Below are 16,018 nucleotides of genomic sequence, written 5' to 3'. Positions count from 1 at the left end.
CTCATGGTTAATTTTCCGCAAATGGGAACGCGCGAATTTAAAGGATTGGTTAAAGGCTCCTTGCCGCCTCCAGCACTTCGTCGGCATGGCCATCGACCCGGACATTGCGCCAGATCCGCGCCACTTTACCGTCAGTCCCGACCAGCACCGTGGTGCGAAGGATCCCAAGGAAGCTCTTGCCATACATGGACTTTTCGCCCCAGGCCCCATAAGCCTCCAGCATCTCATGCGTCTCGTCCGAGATGAGGGGGACGCCGAGCTTGTGCTTGTCGCGAAACTTCTCCTGGGTCCTTAACGGATCGGCGGAGATGCCGAGCACCGCGGTGCCGGCGGCCGCGAAGGCGCCCGCCAGGCGCGTGAAGTCGATCGCCTCCCGCGTGCAGCCGGGGGTGTCGGCGCGGGGGTAGAAGAACAGGACGAGCTTTCGGCCGGCATAGTCGGCCAGCGTGACCACGTCGCCGCCATCGCGCGGCAGGCGGAAGGCCGGGGCCTTTTGGCCCTCGGCCAAGCCGGACTTCAAGCCCGACTTCAAGCCCGACTTGGCCGCAGCCGGAGAGGAGGCGGATTTGGAGGATTTTAACTGTTTCGATGCGGCCTTATGCGATCCTGCTTTTGCTATGGTCGCAGCTGATTTGCGTGCCGGTGTCCGCTGCGTTTTCGCGGATCTTGTTTGAGTCGATGCCCGCGTTTTTGCGGACTTCTTTGCAGCGGTCGGACTGCCGGAGGGCGTTTTGGACGATTTCTTTCGGGATTTCTTGGACATACGCCTTCCTTTCGACGCTTTCGGCAGGTCAACCGAAGCGGTATTGCAGCTCTTGTCCGGCGAGCCGGAATCGTGCCCTCGGCTGGGCAAGTCTGGCGACGCCGGAGTATGGTTACAAGGAATTCCACGCACCACCCCACTGCTCGTTGAACGCGCTCCCGGGGCGAAATGACGAACAGCAGGAATATTCGAGGTATGGCGGCAGTGCCGGCGCAGGGAGCGTCACTTCCCGCGAACGGCTGCGGTCCCGGCGGCGCTCAATCCTATGACGGGCGCCTGTATCGAGAGACAATGGCAAGGAATACGTCGCCCCAGGACTACAACCGGGATTTTGATCGGCGCGGCGGCCAACTCGAGCCGCAGGAATGGGACGACGCCGACTGGGATCCGGATCAGGAAGCGGCTGCGCGCAATCGCGCACGCCGGTTGCTGGCGCGTTCCGGTTCGGGCTTTCTTCGCTTCGGTGGTGGATTTAGCGCGCTGCGCCGCTGGACGGGTGGGGGACGCTGGCTGAAGCGCCTGGCGGTGGCCGTCGCCACCGTCATCGTCATTTTCATCGGCTGTTTCGGTGCGCTGTGGTGGCGGCTCGGTGCCGGTCCCATCAGTCTGGACATCGCAACGCCGTGGCTCGCAGCCGCGATCGAGGACAATATCGGCCACGGCAACACCGTTGAGGTCGGCGGCACCCAGATCGAGCGGGCCGGCCGGGTCCGCGTCGCCGTCCGCATCCGAGACATCATCGTTCGCGACCGCGATCACGCCGTCGTCGCCAGCGCGCCGAAGGCCGAGGTGAGGCTGTCGGGTGCGGCCCTCCTGATGGGGCACCTGCGAGCCGAGAGTCTCAACCTGGTCGATGCCGAGCTCGCCATCCGCATTGCGCCCGACGGCACCGTCACCGTGTCCGCCGGCGACACCGCAAAGCCGCTGGCGACCGGTGTCGCGTCCAAGAAGGACGCGGGCCTGCCGCCGACATTCCCGCGCAGCGGTGTCCCCCCGCCGCCATTCGCGACCGCGCCTGCGAGCCCGGACGCATCGCAGGCCGCACCGCAGGCGACCGCGCAGAGCGGCATCCTTCAGGGCCTCGACTGGCTCGACAGCCTGAGCATGACGGGCCTCGACGGTCAGAACCTCAACGAGATCGGTCTGAAAAACGGCGTCCTGATCGTCGACGATCAGCAGCGCGGCAGCAAATGGTCGTTCGAGAACATCACGCTCAGCCTGAGGCGGCCGAGCCGCGGCGGCGTCGCGCTCAGCCTCGGCGAGCAGGGCGCGCGTCCGTGGCTGCTGCGCGCCACGATCGGACCGGCTGAGAACGGCGTGCGCTCGGTCGACATCAAGGCCGACAAGGTCTCGACCTCCAACATCCTGCTGGCGCTGCGGGTGAAGGACCTCACCTACACCGCCGACCTGCCGCTGACGGGCGAGCTCAAGGGCGAGCTCGGCCGCGACGGCGTGCCGACCTTCTTCCGCGGCAAGATCGCGGCCGGCGCCGGCAACATCATCGATACCGACACGCCCGACTACCCGATGGCAATCGACTCGGCCGAGATCAACGTCGAGTGGGATGCGAACCGGCGGGTGCTGGTCGCGCCGTTCAAGGTTCTCTCCGGCGCGAACCGCCTGACGCTGCTGGCCCATCTCGAGCCACCCAACGGCAACATCAACGACTGGCAGCTCGGCTTCAGCGGCGGTTCGATCCTGCTCGGCGGCATCGACAACGAGCCGCCGCTCGTCTTCAACCGCATCGCGATCGGCTTCCGCTTCGACGCCGACCACAAGCGCATCCTGCTGACACAGGCCGACGTCTCCAACGGCGAGATCGGCGTCGCCGGCACCGGCGCCCTCGACTATTCGGGCGAGCCGCGGCTCACCCTCGGTTTTGCGGGCACGCCGATGTCGGCCTCCGCCTTGAAGCGGATGTGGCCGACGCTGATCGTCCCCGAATTGCGTGAATGGGTGATCGAACGGATCGAGCGCGGCACGCTCCAGCGCATCGAGATCGGCGTCAACTCGCCGACCAGGAACCTGCCGCGCAAGGGTCCGCCCATTCCGGACGACGGCCTGTCGGTCAACATCGTGGCGAGCGGTGTTGCGGTCCGGCCCGTGGACGGCATGCCGGTGGTGCGCGATGCCGATCTGAAGGCGCGCGTGACCGGTCGCACCGCGACCGTCAACATCGGGCAGGGCATTGCCGATACCCCCGCGGGCCGCAAGGTCACGATCTCCGATTTCGTGTTCGAGGTGCCCGACATGGCGCCCAAGCCGTCGCCGTCGCGGAGCAGGTTCCGTGTGGAAGGGCCGGTGCCCGCGGCCGCTGAAATGCTCGCCAATGATCGGCTGAGCGACCTGTCGGCGACCGTCGTCGATCCCAACACCAGCAAGGGAACGTTCTCGGCGAACATCCAGCTCGGCATGCCGGTCAAGGGCGAGCTGACCAAGGCCGACACCACCTACGCCGTCACCGCCGATCTCAACGGTTTTGCCGCCGACAAGCTGGTGATGAACCAGAAGCTGGAAGCCAACAACCTCAAGATATCAGCCAACAACCAGGGCTATCAGGTCAGGGGCGACGTCAAGATCAACGGCCAGGCGGCTTCGCTCGATTATCGCAAGCCGGCCGAGGGCGACGCGGATGTCAGGCTGCAGGCGACGCTGGACGATGCCAGCCGCGCGCGGCTCGGCTTCGATCTCAGCCCCGCCGTCATCGGATCGTTGCCGATCAAGCTGTCGGGCAAGATCGCGAGCGGCGCGGATCAGACGACGAAGCTCGGCGTCGAGGCCGACCTGACCGCGGTCAGGCTCGACAACATCCTGCCCGGCTGGGTCAAGCTGCCGGGCAAGTCCGGCAAGGCCAGCTTCAAGGTGGTGCCGACGGCGCAATCGACGCGTTTCGAGGACATCGTCATCGAAGGCGGCGGCGCCTCGATCAAGGGCTCGCTCGAGCTCGATGCGAACAGCGATCTCGTGAACGCGAACTTCCCGACCTACGCGCCGTCCGACGGCGACAAGGCCTCGCTCAGGGTGGAGCGCAGCCAGGACGGTGTGCTGCGCGGCACCATGCGTGGCGACGTGTTCGACGGCCGCGGCTTCCTGAAGTCGGCGATCTCAGGCAATTCCAAGGACGACAAGAACAAGCTGAAGAACGTCGATTTCGACATCGACGTGAAGCTCGGTGCCGTCGCCGGCTTCAACGGCGAGGCCATGCGCAGCCTCGATGCCAAGATGTCGAAGCGCAATGGGGCCATCAAGGCGTTCACGCTGAGCGGCAAGATCGGCCGCGACACGCCTGTCGCTGCCGACCTGCGCGGCGGCCGTGCCCAGGGCAATCGCGAGGTGATCTACCTGCAGACCAACGACGCCGGCGCGCTGCTGCGTTTCACCGACACCTACACCAAGGCGGTCGGCGGCCAGATGGTGGTGGCGATGGAGCCGCCGTCTTCCGAGCCGAACGCCGCGCGCGAGGGCCTGATCAATGTCCGCGACTTCACCGTGAAGGGCGAGGCGCAGCTCGAACGCGTTGCCGCCGGCGCGCCGAACGGGACCGGGAATGGCGTCTCCTTCAGCGCACTTCGCGCCGAGTTCACGCGGCAGAACGGTGCGCTCACGGTCCGTGACGGCGTGGTCAAGGGGCCGATGATCGGTGCCACCATCGAGGGCTCGATCGACTATCCCGGCAACCAGGTCTGCATGAGCGGCACCTTCGTGCCGATGTACGGCGTCAACAACATCTTCGGCCAGATCCCGCTGTTCGGCATCTTCCTCGGTGGCGGCAACAATGAGGGGCTGATCGGCGTGACCTACGAGGTCGTCGGCACGCCAGCCGCGCCCGTGATGCGCGTCAATCCGATCTCGGCGATGGCGCCGGGCCTGTTCCGCAAGATCTTCGAGTTCAACACCGGCAAGCAGAACTCGCCGTTCGAGGAGTTCCCGTCGCATTCGAACGACGGCTCGACCGGATCGACGCGCCAGCTGTCGAGCGGTTGCACCCTCGCGCGGCGGTAGTCCCCACATTCCCAGGTGCTCGTCATGCCCGGGCTTCCCAGGTTTGTCCCGGGCATCCACGTTCTTCGTGCGGCGCGGCCAAAAACGTGGATGGCCGGGACAAGCCCGGCCATGACGAATGTGGCGATGCTTTCGCGCCAAACGTTTTGAGGCTGGAGCGGGGCGTCAGGCCGCGCGCACGCCCTTCAGGAATGTTCCGACTTCGCCGGAGAGCTGCTCGGCCTGCTTGGAGAGGTTGCTGGCTGCTGCGAGCACCATGCCGGCAGCGTTGCCGGTCTCGTTGGCTGCGGTGGAGACGCCGCCGATATTGGTGGTGACCTCCTTGGTCGCCTCCGCGGTCTGCGAGACGCTGCGGGCGATCTCGGCGGTGGCGGCGCCTTGCTCCTCGATGGCCGCGCCGATCGAGGTGGCGATGCGGCTGACCTCCTCGATGGTGGCGGTGATGCCGCCGATCGCATCGACAGCTTCCTTGGTGGCGCCCTGGATCTGGGCGATCTTGTCGCCGATCTCGCGGGTGGCTTCCGCGGTCTGGCTCGCCAGCGACTTCACCTCGGAAGCGACCACGGCAAAGCCGCGGCCGGCTTCGCCGGCGCGGGCGGCCTCGATGGTGGCGTTGAGCGCGAGCAGGTTGGTCTGCGCCGCGATGTTGGAGATCAGCTCGGCGACATGCTCGATCTGCTGGGCGCCGTCCGAGAGTGCGCGCACGATGGTGTCGGTGCGGCGGGCGCTGTCCACCGCACGTCCCGTGACCTCGGCCGATTGCGCGACCTGGCGGCTGATCTCGGTGATGGAGGAGGAGAGCTCCTCGGCGGCGGAGGCGACGGTCTGGACGCGCTGGCTGGCCTCATTGGCGGCCGAGCCGACCACGGCGGCGCGGCGATTGGTGCCTTCGGCGGTCGACGACATCGACTTGGCCGTGGTCTCCAATTCACCGGAGCCGGAGGCCATCAGGCCGACGAGCTGGCCGACGGAGGCATCGAAGCGGTCGGCAAGGGCGATCAGGGCCTCGCGCTTCTCCTGCTCGCTGCGGGCCTTGGCCGCGACCTGCTCGGCCTCCAGCGTGCGGGCCGTGAGCGCGGTCTGCCTGAGGATTTCGAGCGTCTCGGCCATGCGGCGATCTCGTCGCCGCGGTCGGTCTCCTCGACCGGCTTGTCGATGGCGCCTTCGGAAATCGCCTGCATGCGGTTCTTCTGACGGTCGAGCGCGCCGAGCACGTCGCGGGCGATCAGCCAGGACAGCGCCGCCATCAGCAGCATCAGGCCGATGCCGATGGCGCCAAGCTCCAGCGTCAAGGCGCGCACATCGGCGTCGATGTCGTCGACATAGAGGCCGTAGCTGATGATGACGTTCCAGGGCGCGAATTTGCGCGCGAACACGGTCTTGCGGACCGGCTCGGTCTGGCCGGGACGGGGGTAGAGATAGGAGGTGACGCCGCCCTGCGCAGTCTCGCTGCCGGCCTTGATGATGGCGTCGGCAATCAGCACGCCGTTTGAATCCTTGGCGCCGGTGATCTTGCCTTCGAGCTGCTGGTTGGCGCCGTTCACGACCAGGGAGCCGTCCGGATTGTAAACCACCGGATAGCCCTGGTTGCCGTTGAAGTTCATGCGGCGGCCGCGCTGGTGGAACAGGCTCTTGGCCTCGGCCGGCGTCAGCTTGCCGGCGGTCACTTCGTCCTGGAGCGCTTGGGCGTAGTTGTAGAGGAGTTCGACGGCGGTCCGCATCTGCTGGACGCGGTCCTCCATCATCCGGCTCTTGCTGAGCACGGCCGATACGCCGATGATGGCTGTGACCGTGAGAGCCGCAAGGCAGACCATGCTGGCAAGCTTGGTACGGATCTTCAGATGACTCAGCAGTTTCATCACAGCCCCTACGGAATGGTTGTTATTGCTCGCACCGGTAGCATGAAGTTCTTACCAATCATGAATGGAGGCATGCGGCGGCCTGCCGCGCGGACAGCGCAGGCGCGTGCGCAATCGTGCAGGCAAATCGCCTTGCCGATGGGCTCCAGTCGTTCCGCGAGAAGGGAATCGGTCTTGGGTTTTGGCAGCTAGACCGTCTGGACGGACCTGCAATGAATCGATTCGTTCATCGCATCATCATGTCTCTGCTGCTCGTCGCGGCCCTCGTTCTGATCTGGAATGTGCTGGGGACGCGCTGAGACGGCACCGGAGATCTGCCGGCGCCATCCTCGTGCTTAGCGGATGAGATGTGCTTCAGCGGGGCGCGGATGCGCCCGCCGGTCCGGCGGCTATTTCTTGCCCATCGCTGCGTCGACGCTGACCGGGCCTCCGCCCGCCGCCGAGAGATACAGGCAGGCGAAGCAGAACAGGATCGCCAGGGTGCCGTTGTTCAGCAGCGGCAGGAAGATCGGCGTCTCGCCCCTGAACATGTGGCCCATGAAGTAGGCGAAAGCCATTTCACCGGACAAGATGAAGGCTGCGAGGCGCGAGAACAGGCCGATCATGAGCAGCCCGCCAAGCACCAGTTCGAGCGCACCGGCGGCGCCGTAAAGCGACATCAGCTCGACCTTGGCGAACATTGGGACAGCCGGAAACTTGAACAGCTTGGCGACGCCGTACTGGAACAGCAGCAGGCCGGTGATGAAGCGAAACAGGCTCAGGAGAACCGGTTGAAAGCGAGTGAGATAAGGAAAGTCCATTGGTTTGCCCTCCATCCAATGCTGGACCCAATGCTGCGACTTGGACCGCATTCGCTTCCGCCTCGCAAGCCACCAGCATCAATTCAGCGCTGACATTTTCGTCATGTCGGACAAAACACCGCAAGGCGCCGCCACCAGCTGCACGCGACCCTCTTTTTTGCACGTTCGCCTCGCGCTCGTCCGTAGGATTCCGGTGAAACCAGGGTGTGCAGGTTACGTCGGGGAGACCTACTCCCGCAAAGCAGGGACGACCAGGAACGGAATCATTCCGAGGATCACGCTCGCAAGTGCGAAGACGAGCAGGAGATCGTAGCCGTGCGTGGCATCGTGGATCAGGCCGCCGCTCCATGAACCGAAGGCCGAGCCGAGGCCGCTGCCGATCGAGATCGTGCCGAAGATGGTGCCGACGCGTTTGCCGCGAAAGATCTTCATGGCGGTGGCGCTGATCAGCGGCCCGCGGGAGCCCATCATGCTGCCGAAGCAGACGACGAAACCGGTGAGCAGAATGACGTTCGGATAGTACTGCAGCAGCCAGAGCAGAACGATGCCGAGAATCGAGATCGCGTAGCTGAGCAGCACCGACGGCCGCCGTCCGATCAGGCCGTCGAGCGCGGAGACGCCGAGCATGCCGAACACCAGCACGATTCCGGAGAAGCCCCAGGCGGTCGCGGCCTGGAGCGGCGGAAAGCCGGCGTCGATCAGATAGGCCACGATCTGCGCCGCGATCGCATACATGCCGACCGCGGTGAAGAAGAAGGTCGAGAACAGCGCCCAGAATGCGTGGTGGCGCATCGCGCTCGCAAGCGTCCAGCCGCTGTCGACGAAGTCAGGATCGCTCTTCTTGGCGACGTGCGGCGAGCCGGCCGCGAACATGCGCCAGGGCAGCAGCAACAGCGGCGCCAGCAGCCCGAGCGCTGCAAAGCCGAACAGCTGATAGGTCTCGCGCCAGCCGAGATGATCGATCAGAAGCTGCGATGCCGGCAGCAAGGCCAGCACGCCGCCGCCCATCGCCGAATAGACCACCGCCATGGCGGTCGGCAGCTTTGGTCCGAACCAGCGACCGAGCAGGATCGAGTTCGGCACATTGCCGATGAAGCCAACGCCGATGCCGACGCAGATGCCGATCGAAAGCTGGAATTGCCAGAGCGCGTGCGCATGGCTCGCGATCAGAAAGGCCGAACCGAGCAGGAGCAAGCCGAGCGCATAGACGAGGCGTGGCCCGGAATGATCGAACAGGCGCCCGACCAGGGGTGCAGTCATGCCGCTGACGAGCCAGGTGAGGGAGTAGATCGAGACGGCCTGGGCGCGATCCCAGCCCAGGCTTTCCGAGATCGGCTTGAGGAAGACCGTGAAGCTCTCGCTCAAGCCCCGGCCAAGAACAGCCAGCGTGAAGCAGAGGCCGAGCACGACGAGTGCGGTGCGCACCGCGTCCCGCCGGGTGACTACGGCGCTATCCTTGCTCGCTTCCTTGGGCGTGTTCTGGTCCATTGCCGTCAGGGAGCGCGCATCCGTGCGCCATGACAAGCAGCGAAAAGCTCATGCGCCTATGCAGGCTTGATGAGGACGTGCTTCTTCCGATTCACTATCAATCGGAGCCTAGCGTCAGGATTCCTCTCTTCCTTTTCCCTGTGCTTAGCAACACGCGTCCGTCGTCATCGAAGTCTTCCCTCCGTAGGCGATATTGCGGATCGGTCACAACACGACCACCAAGGTTCATTGCGCCGTCCTTGATGTATTGACGAGCCTGAGCGTTTGAGCTCGAGAAACCAAGCTGCGTATTTGCTGCAGGCAGGGAGTCGCCAACCGAGACGATCAATACTGGAAGGTCAGTCCCGAAGCTTCCATATTCGTAGGTCTCCTGTGCTGTGCGTTCTGCTTGCTCTGCGGCAGACCTTCCATGCATCAACGCTGTGGCTTCCCTAGCCAAAATCTTCTTTGCTTCGTTGATCTCGGCGCCTTCGAGACTTGCAAGGCGGGCGATGTCGGTCTGGCGTAGAGTAGTGAAAAGTTTCAAAAACCGTACAACATCCGCGTCTTCGGTGTTGCGCCAGAACTGGTAATATTCGTACGGCTTGAGCATATCGGCGTTCAGCCAAACCGCTCCAGATGCAGTTTTTCCCATCTTGGCGCCAGATGCAGTCGTTAGTAGAGGGCACGTTAAGGCGAACAGTTGAGGTGTGCCCATTCGTCTGCCAAGTTCAATACCGTTGACAATGTTTCCCCATTGATCAGAGCCTCCCATTTGCAAACGGCAGTCGTAACGCTTGTTGAGCTCAACGAAATCGAACGCCTGTAAGATCATGTAGTTGAATTCGATGAAGCTCATCTCTTGGTCTCGCTCCAATCTGAGCCTAACAGAATCCATCGCGAGCATTCGATTGACAGAGAAATGCCTCCCGACGTCGCGCAGCATTTCAATCCAGTTTAGTCGAGTCAGCCACTCAGCATTATCTGGCATGATCGCGTCTCTGGGGCCGGATCCGAATCTGACAAACTCAGGTCTGAATGTGCGGCGGATAGCGTCCTTGTTTGCTTCGATTTGCTCATACGTGAGCAGCTTTCGCGTTTCATCTCGCCCAGAAGGATCTCCAACTCGAGTGGTGCCGCCTCCCATCAGCGTGATTGGCCGATTTCCATACTCCTGCAGCCAATGGAGCATCATTATTGATAGTAAGTGGCCGACGTGGAGCGAGGGCGCTGTGCAGTCATAGCCGACGTAGGCGGTCAGTTCCCCCCGCCTCGCCAAGTCATCCAATGGTTCAACCGGCGCTGAGATTTGATGGATAAAGCCGCGCCACTGCAGCTCTCGCAGAAAATCTGATTTAAATTCAGTCATTTGTGTGCGACTCGGATAGTTCCAAGTTTACGGTGATTGCCGCAAGTTGCGGAACCCTTGCTCCTCGGGCTCCGGCAGTCTAGCTCGCTGTGGCATTATAAGATGTACTTGGTTGATACAAGTCACGCGTCCAGCAGCGACGTCGAGGCGCGCTTAAGATGATGTTGACGGCACTCGGTTTGATGAGCGGCACCTCGCTGGACGGGGTGGATGTCGCGCTGATCGAGACCGACGGAAAGCAGGTGAAGGCGTTCGGGCCGTCCGGTTACCGGCCCTACGGCCCGGCCGAGCGCAACCTGCTGCGCCAGGCGCTGAGCGAGGCCGTGCATCTGCAGCAACGCGACGCCCGCCCGGGCAGTCTGGGCGATGCCGAGCGTGCGGTGACGCAGGCCCATGCCGAAGCGGTCGCGGCCTTCCTCGCCCAGAATCGGATGAGGGCGGAGGACGTCGACATTGTCGGCTTCCACGGCCAGACCGTGCTGCACCGGCCCGAGAGGCGGCTAACGGTGCAGATCGGCGACGGGTCGGCGCTCGCAAGGGCCATCCATATTCCGGTGATGCACGACTTCCGCGCCGCCGACGTCGAGGCCGGCGGGCAGGGCGCCCCGCTCGTGCCGGTTTACCACCGCGCGCTCGCCCATTCGTTGGAGCGCGAAGGGCCGACCGTCGTGGTTAATATCGGCGGCGTCTCCAACATCACCTATATCGACGGCAACGATGCGTTGATTGCCTGCGACACCGGGCCCGGCAACGCGTTGTTGGACGATTTCATGTACCGCACCATGAACCAGGCGTTCGATGCCGAAGGAAAGTTTGCCGCGCTCGGTAAGGTCGATGAGACCTGGATCGCGCGGGCGCTGGAGCTGCCGTTCTTCGCAAGTCCGCCGCCGAAATCGCTCGACCGCAACGATTTTGCGGCTCTGCGGCTCGGCGACGTGCTGCCTGCCGACGGCGCGGCGACGCTGACTGCCTTCACCGCGGCCGCGATCGCCCGCATCATTCCGCTGTTGCCGCGGCGGCCGCGCAGCTGGATCGTCTGCGGCGGCGGTGCCCGCAACCTCACCATGCTGCGGATGCTGCGGGAGCGGGTGGGCTCGGCCAGTGTCGAGGCCGCCGAAACGCTCGGCTGGGCCTCCGACGCCATCGAGGCCCAGGCCTTCGGCTTTCTCGCCGTCCGCGGCATGAAGGGGCTGCCGCTGTCTTATCCCGCGACCACGGGCGTGCCGATGCCGATGACCGGCGGGGTAATCGCGCGACCGTGACGATCACGCTCGGTTGATGCAATTGCATTGATCTTGACGAGTGGATGCAGATGCATCTATATTGGATGCAATTGCATCTAACCGTCGGGATCGTTGCCATGACATCGTCGCTTAATACGCCCGCTTCACTGAAACTGATCAGCCACAAGCTTTGTCCCTACGTGCAGCGCGCGGTGATCGCGCTGAAGGAAAAGGGCGTGCCGTTCGAGCGCATCGACATCGATCTCGCCAACAAGCCGGACTGGTTCTTGAAGCTCTCGCCGCTCGGCAAGGTGCCGGTGCTGGTGGTGACGACGGAGCAGGGCGAGGTCGCGCTGTTCGAGAGCAACGTGATTTGCGAATACATCGAGGAAACCCAAGGCGGCGCGAAGCTGCATCCGGTTGACGCGCTGAAGCGCGCCGAGCACCGCGCCTGGATGGAGTTCGGTTCGGCGATCCTCGGCGACCTCTGGGGCTTGGAAACCACGACCGATCCGGCGATCTTCGAGAGCAAGCGCCAGGCACTCGCGGCAAAATTCGTGCGGGTCGAGGCCGCGCTCGGCGCGGGCCCGTACTTCGCCGGCGAGGCGTTCAGTCTGGTCGATGCGGTGTTCGCACCTGTCTTCCGTTACTTCGATCTGTTCGACGAACTGACCGAGCACGGCATTTTCAACGACGTGCCGAAGGTGCGCGCCTGGCGCGCCGAGCTCGCAAAGCGCCCGAGCGTGCGCAGCGCGGTCGGGGCGGATTATCCGCAATTGTTGCGCGCCTTCCTCATTCGCCACGACGCGCATCTGCTCAAGCTCGCGGCGTGAGCCCCGTCCGATGTCGCAATCCCTTGCTTGGCTCATGCTGGTGATCGCGGGCCTGCTCGACGTCGGCTGGGCGATCACCATGAAATATGCCGAAGGCTACACGCGCGCCGGCTGGAGCATCGCCTCGCTCGTGCTGCTCGCCGCCTTCGTATTCCTGCTCGGGCGCGCCTTGAAGGTGCTCGAGGTCGGCGTCGCCTATTCGGTGTGGACCGGCATTGGCGCGGCTGGCACGTTCCTGATGGGCGTGGTGCTGTTCGGCGAGAGCTTGAGCGCGATGAAGCTTGCCGGCATCGCGCTCGTCTTGACGGGGATCGTCGCGCTCAAGCTGGCTTGAGCCGCGAACTCAGCCCGTAGCCCGATGGAGCGAAGCGCAATCCGGGTCTTCTTCCGTGGATAGAGTCTCCCGGATTTCGCGTCGCTCCATCCGGGCTACAGAGTTTTCACCGCACGTTGGCGAGGCGCATGTCGAGATAGGCCGTGATGGTTTCCATCAGCGGCTCGAGCTTGGAGTCGAAGAAGTGGTTGGCGCCGGGGATGATCTGCTGATCGATCACGATGCCTTTCTGGGTCTTCAGCTTCTCGACCAGCGTGTTGACGTCCTTGGGCGGCACCACCGCATCCTTCTCGCCATGCACGATCAGACCTGAGGACGGGCAGGGCGCGAGGAACGAGAAGTCGTAGAGGTTGGCCGGCGGCGCGATCGAGATGAAGCCCTCGACCTCGGGGCGGCGCATCAAGAGCTGCATGCCGATCCAGGCGCCGAAGGAGAAGCCGGCAACCCAGCAGGCGCGCGCCTCGGGATTGATGGTCTGCGCCCAATCGAGCGCGGCGGCCGCGTCGGACAATTCGCCGGTGCCGTGGTCGAACGCGCCCTGGCTGCGGCCGACGCCGCGGAAATTGAAGCGCAGCACCGAGAAGCCGCGATGGGCGAAGGCGTAGTAGCACTGGTACACGATCTGATGGTTCATCGTGCCGTGGAACTGCGGATGCGGATGCAGGATCATCGCGATCGGCGCATTCTTCTGCTTGGCCGGGTGATAGCGGCCCTCGAGGCGGCCGGCGGGGCCGGTGAAAATGACTTCAGGCATCGATGATCTCTGATCTAAGTCCCTTGGAGGTGATCCCTGCGCAATCGTCCGATTGTGGCTCTCGCAGCGTTGCCGCCGACGAGAGCACGGATGAAGGGTGGAGAGGCGCGCCCTCGGATGATGCGCGAGTGGCGCGCAGGTGAACTGACGCGCGCTTCTAACACAAGGCCAGGGTCAAAAAGCAAGCTTCTTCGACATCTCTCAATCAGCTCAAGAGCTTAGCCAGTCATTGCATTGTCATCTCTGGCTTGCCTGCCGCGACCTGGACCTGCCTGAATCAACCGAAGCACGGCAAGAGCCGGCCGTCCTGCCGAAGGGCGCTATCCAACTCATTGAAATCACGATTGTTTAGGGGGCGCCTGGGGGCTTCCCGCCGGGCCGGTTCGGCTTCCGAGCAAGGCGACCGCCGGCCGGTAGCGCCGGCTGCCGCCGAGCGTCTGGCCGTTGTCGAAGGCGAGCTCGAAATCCCCTGATGGCTTGAGGTCCACGCCGCGCACCCGGTCGAGATTGGCGAGCTTGGTCCGGTGGACGCGAACGATGGAAAAGCGCGCCAGCTCGCTTTCCGCCGCCGCCAGCGTCCCCCGGATGAGGTGCTGGGTGCCGTCGGCGAGGCTGTATTCGATGTAGTTGCCGGCGGACGCGACCCAGAGGATATCGCGCGGCACCACGCGAATGCGGCTGGTGCCGTCGCGCACCCAGATCAGATCGGGGGACGATGGCTGCGGCGGGGTGGGCGGCGCCGACGATGCGACTGCCGCGCTCTTCAGCTCACGCCGGCTTTCGAGCAGCCAGATCGTGGCGGCGATCAGAACAAAGGCCACGGCGTCTTTGCGGAATTCATACAGGACCGTCGCGAGCGAGAAACGGAAATCGTAGGCGCCGCCGGCGAGCCAGAGCGCGAGCTTCCGCACCCAGACCATGCCGGTGATGTGGAGGGTGGAGAAGCCGAGCAGGGCGATCGCCCCGATGGCCGCCTGGGCGGCGAGGCCGGGTGTCCGGCGCATGCGGCGGACCGCCAAAACCAGGATCGGCAGCAACAGCAGGATGACGGCGATGCTCGACATCTCCCAGAACAGCCGCCGGCCGATGTCGTAGCTGTCGCCGCGCCAGGCCGCGTCCTGGGCGAACGAAAACGCATTGACGATTCCGATCACGAGCGCGACGGCCGCAATCGCTGCCAACATCATCCGATCGCCGCTGCTGATCCCGAAATAGCCGCGACTCGTCCCAGCTGCCGGCGGCTCATCCCCTCGTGTCCGATTCTGATCCCAAACCGGCTCGACGCGCGCCGCAGGCGGAGCATTTTCGGTGTCAGCCATTTTCGTGTCAGTCCTGGCCCCAAAACCGCGTTCGTCGTCCCGTCAAGGAGCAGAATACCATGACAACACCACAGCAATCCCAAAGCTCTGAAAGGCGTATCGACCTGGATTGGGTGCGGATTTTAGCCTTCGCGCTGCTCATCTTCTACCACGTCGGCATGCTCTACGTGTCCTGGGGATTTCACATCAAGAGCGCGCACCGTCTGACGTGGCTGGAACCGGTGATGCTCTTCCTCAACCCATGGCGGCTGTCGCTGCTGTTCCTGGTGTCAGGGGTTGCCACCCGCTTCATGCTCGGAAAGTCCAGCCTCGCCTCGCTTGCCGGTGCGCGATCGGCGCGGCTCCTGATCCCGCTGATCTTCGGCATGCTCGTGATCGTGCCGCCGCAGGCCTATCTCCAGATCGCCGAAAGCCTCGGCTATCCCGCCGGCTTCTTCGATTTCTACGCCAGGCACTACTTCGCCTTCGGCGCGCAATTCTGTCCGAAGCCGTGCATCGTGTTGCCGACCTGGAACCACCTCTGGTTCGTGGTCTATCTGTGGGTCTACACCATGGCGTTGATCGGCGTGCTCGCGTTATGGCCGGCCGGAGCTGACTGGCTTGGCCGAAAGCTGGCTCGTGCGCTCACCGGCCCATGGCTCCTGATCGCGCCCTGCCTGCTGTATGCGGTCTGGCGCCTGGTGCTGTTCCCGGCTTTCCCATCGACACACGCGTTGTTCGGGGACTGGTACAACCACGCGGACCACGCCACGGCCTTCCTGATCGGTTTCCTGCTGGCCAAGCAGGAGGGGATCTGGCGCGAACTCGAGCGCCAACGCTGGGCAGCCCTGCTGGCGGCGGCCGCCTGCTTCGTTGCCTTCATCCTGGTACGCGCCGGCCTGTTTGCGCCGTCGCCCATGCTGAAGTGGTTCGCCGCCTCGGCCTATGGCTGTTATCAGTGGCTCGCGATCGCCGTCGTGCTGGGCTTTGCGCGGCGCGCCTTCACAGCCGACAGCCCGGCGCGGCGCTATCTGACCGATGCGATCTTCCCATACTACATCGTGCATCAGACCGCGATCATCGTGATTGCGCATCAATTGCATGGCAGCGGTCTGTCGGCCGGCATCGAAGCGTCCATTGTCATCGTCGGGACTGCGCTCACATGTGTGGCGACCTATGAGATCGTCCGGCGCGTTGCCTGGCTGCGGCCGCTGTTCGGGTTGCGCGCGGTGCCGCCAAGTGTTGCGAGGATGGAGCAGCAGCCGGCCTGACGAGCGCACGCCCTCCGATTGGCCGGACGACAAAAGGTGCTAAGA

Annotated in this window: 11 protein-coding genes and 1 pseudogene; 5 read left to right on the top strand and 7 right to left on the bottom strand. The window is 64.1% G+C overall.

The window, feature by feature from the left end:
* Window positions 1-49 precede the first annotated feature (49 nt).
* The gene (locus ACTEK7_RS04290) at window positions 50-763 is read right to left on the bottom strand and encodes a peroxiredoxin (protein ID WP_225146791.1); all 714 of its coding nucleotides are present in this window, start codon (window positions 761-763) and stop codon (window positions 50-52) included.
* A gap of 195 nt (window positions 764-958) precedes the next feature.
* Here ACTEK7_RS04290 and ACTEK7_RS04285 point away from each other — a divergent pair, with 195 nt between their 5' ends.
* Entirely contained in the window at window positions 959-4,765 is a 3,807-nt protein-coding gene (locus tag ACTEK7_RS04285) for a DUF3971 domain-containing protein (protein ID WP_225146738.1), read from the top strand.
* Between the two features lie 165 nt (window positions 4,766-4,930).
* Here the strand turns inward: ACTEK7_RS04285 and ACTEK7_RS04280 are convergent.
* From ACTEK7_RS04280 to tyrS, 4 genes and pseudogenes are all read right to left on the bottom strand, one after another.
* A pseudogene (locus ACTEK7_RS04280) lies at window positions 4,931-6,624 on the bottom strand (methyl-accepting chemotaxis protein).
* Window positions 6,625-7,013: 389 nt separating this feature from the next.
* Window positions 7,014-7,424, bottom strand: coding sequence for a DoxX family protein (locus ACTEK7_RS04275; RefSeq protein ID WP_036000011.1), 411 nt, complete (start codon window positions 7,422-7,424; stop codon window positions 7,014-7,016).
* Window positions 7,425-7,652: 228 nt separating this feature from the next.
* Entirely contained in the window at window positions 7,653-8,912 is a 1,260-nt protein-coding gene (locus ACTEK7_RS04270; RefSeq protein ID WP_225146792.1) for an MFS transporter, read from the bottom strand.
* A 97-nt stretch (window positions 8,913-9,009) separates the two neighbouring features.
* Window positions 9,010-10,260, bottom strand: coding sequence for a tyrosine--tRNA ligase (gene tyrS, locus ACTEK7_RS04265; RefSeq protein WP_225140345.1), 1,251 nt, complete (start codon window positions 10,258-10,260; stop codon window positions 9,010-9,012).
* Between the two features lie 158 nt (window positions 10,261-10,418).
* Between tyrS and ACTEK7_RS04260 the strand changes: the two genes are divergently transcribed.
* The 3 genes from ACTEK7_RS04260 to ACTEK7_RS04250 all read left to right on the top strand — a co-directional run bounded on the left by ACTEK7_RS04260 (window position 10,419) and on the right by ACTEK7_RS04250 (window position 12,650).
* On the top strand, window positions 10,419-11,522 hold the full coding sequence (locus tag ACTEK7_RS04260) for an anhydro-N-acetylmuramic acid kinase (protein WP_225146741.1): 1,104 nt from the start codon (window positions 10,419-10,421) through the stop codon (window positions 11,520-11,522).
* 98 nt (window positions 11,523-11,620) lie between these two features.
* Complete coding sequence (locus ACTEK7_RS04255; RefSeq protein ID WP_225146742.1) at window positions 11,621-12,316, top strand: glutathione S-transferase family protein; 696 nt, start codon at window positions 11,621-11,623, stop codon at window positions 12,314-12,316.
* A 10-nt stretch (window positions 12,317-12,326) separates the two neighbouring features.
* Window positions 12,327-12,650 carry a DMT family transporter gene (locus ACTEK7_RS04250; RefSeq protein WP_225146743.1) on the top strand — a complete coding sequence of 108 codons (324 nt, stop codon included), beginning with the start codon at window positions 12,327-12,329 and terminating at the stop codon, window positions 12,648-12,650.
* Window positions 12,651-12,756: 106 nt separating this feature from the next.
* Here ACTEK7_RS04250 and ACTEK7_RS04245 read toward each other — a convergent pair whose 3' ends face one another.
* Together ACTEK7_RS04245 and ACTEK7_RS04240 are read right to left on the bottom strand one after the other, a co-directional pair.
* Complete coding sequence (locus ACTEK7_RS04245; RefSeq protein WP_035999994.1) at window positions 12,757-13,404, bottom strand: alpha/beta hydrolase; 648 nt, start codon at window positions 13,402-13,404, stop codon at window positions 12,757-12,759.
* Window positions 13,405-13,742: 338 nt separating this feature from the next.
* Window positions 13,743-14,588, bottom strand: a complete 846-nt coding sequence (locus ACTEK7_RS04240) for a LytTR family DNA-binding domain-containing protein (RefSeq protein WP_474808490.1) — start codon at window positions 14,586-14,588, stop codon at window positions 13,743-13,745.
* A gap of 194 nt (window positions 14,589-14,782) precedes the next feature.
* On the opposite strand from ACTEK7_RS04240, the gene ACTEK7_RS04235 reads away from it, so the two are divergent.
* On the top strand, window positions 14,783-15,973 hold the full coding sequence (locus ACTEK7_RS04235; protein WP_225146745.1) for an acyltransferase family protein: 1,191 nt from the start codon (window positions 14,783-14,785) through the stop codon (window positions 15,971-15,973).
* Window positions 15,974-16,018 lie beyond the last annotated feature (45 nt).

This window comes from Bradyrhizobium sp. JHI2711 (assembly GCF_056156565.1).
The sequence above is the reverse complement of the archived record's forward strand: the minus strand, read 5'-3'. Positions and strand labels throughout refer to the sequence as shown.

Coding starts and splice junctions, on each gene's coding strand:
- ACTEK7_RS04290 (WP_225146791.1), bottom strand. CDS start 763: ATGTCCAAGAAATCCCGAAAGAAATCGTCCAAAACGCCCTCCGGCAGT.
- ACTEK7_RS04285 (WP_225146738.1), top strand. CDS start 959: ATGGCGGCAGTGCCGGCGCAGGGAGCGTCACTTCCCGCGAACGGCTGC.
- ACTEK7_RS04275 (WP_036000011.1), bottom strand. CDS start 7,424: ATGGACTTTCCTTATCTCACTCGCTTTCAACCGGTTCTCCTGAGCCTG.
- ACTEK7_RS04270 (WP_225146792.1), bottom strand. CDS start 8,912: ATGGACCAGAACACGCCCAAGGAAGCGAGCAAGGATAGCGCCGTAGTC.
- tyrS (WP_225140345.1), bottom strand. CDS start 10,260: ATGACTGAATTTAAATCAGATTTTCTGCGAGAGCTGCAGTGGCGCGGC.
- ACTEK7_RS04260 (WP_225146741.1), top strand. CDS start 10,419: ATGATGTTGACGGCACTCGGTTTGATGAGCGGCACCTCGCTGGACGGG.
- ACTEK7_RS04255 (WP_225146742.1), top strand. CDS start 11,621: ATGACATCGTCGCTTAATACGCCCGCTTCACTGAAACTGATCAGCCAC.
- ACTEK7_RS04250 (WP_225146743.1), top strand. CDS start 12,327: ATGTCGCAATCCCTTGCTTGGCTCATGCTGGTGATCGCGGGCCTGCTC.
- ACTEK7_RS04245 (WP_035999994.1), bottom strand. CDS start 13,404: ATGCCTGAAGTCATTTTCACCGGCCCCGCCGGCCGCCTCGAGGGCCGC.
- ACTEK7_RS04240 (WP_474808490.1), bottom strand. CDS start 14,588: ATGTTGGCAGCGATTGCGGCCGTCGCGCTCGTGATCGGAATCGTCAAT.
- ACTEK7_RS04235 (WP_225146745.1), top strand. CDS start 14,783: ATGACAACACCACAGCAATCCCAAAGCTCTGAAAGGCGTATCGACCTG.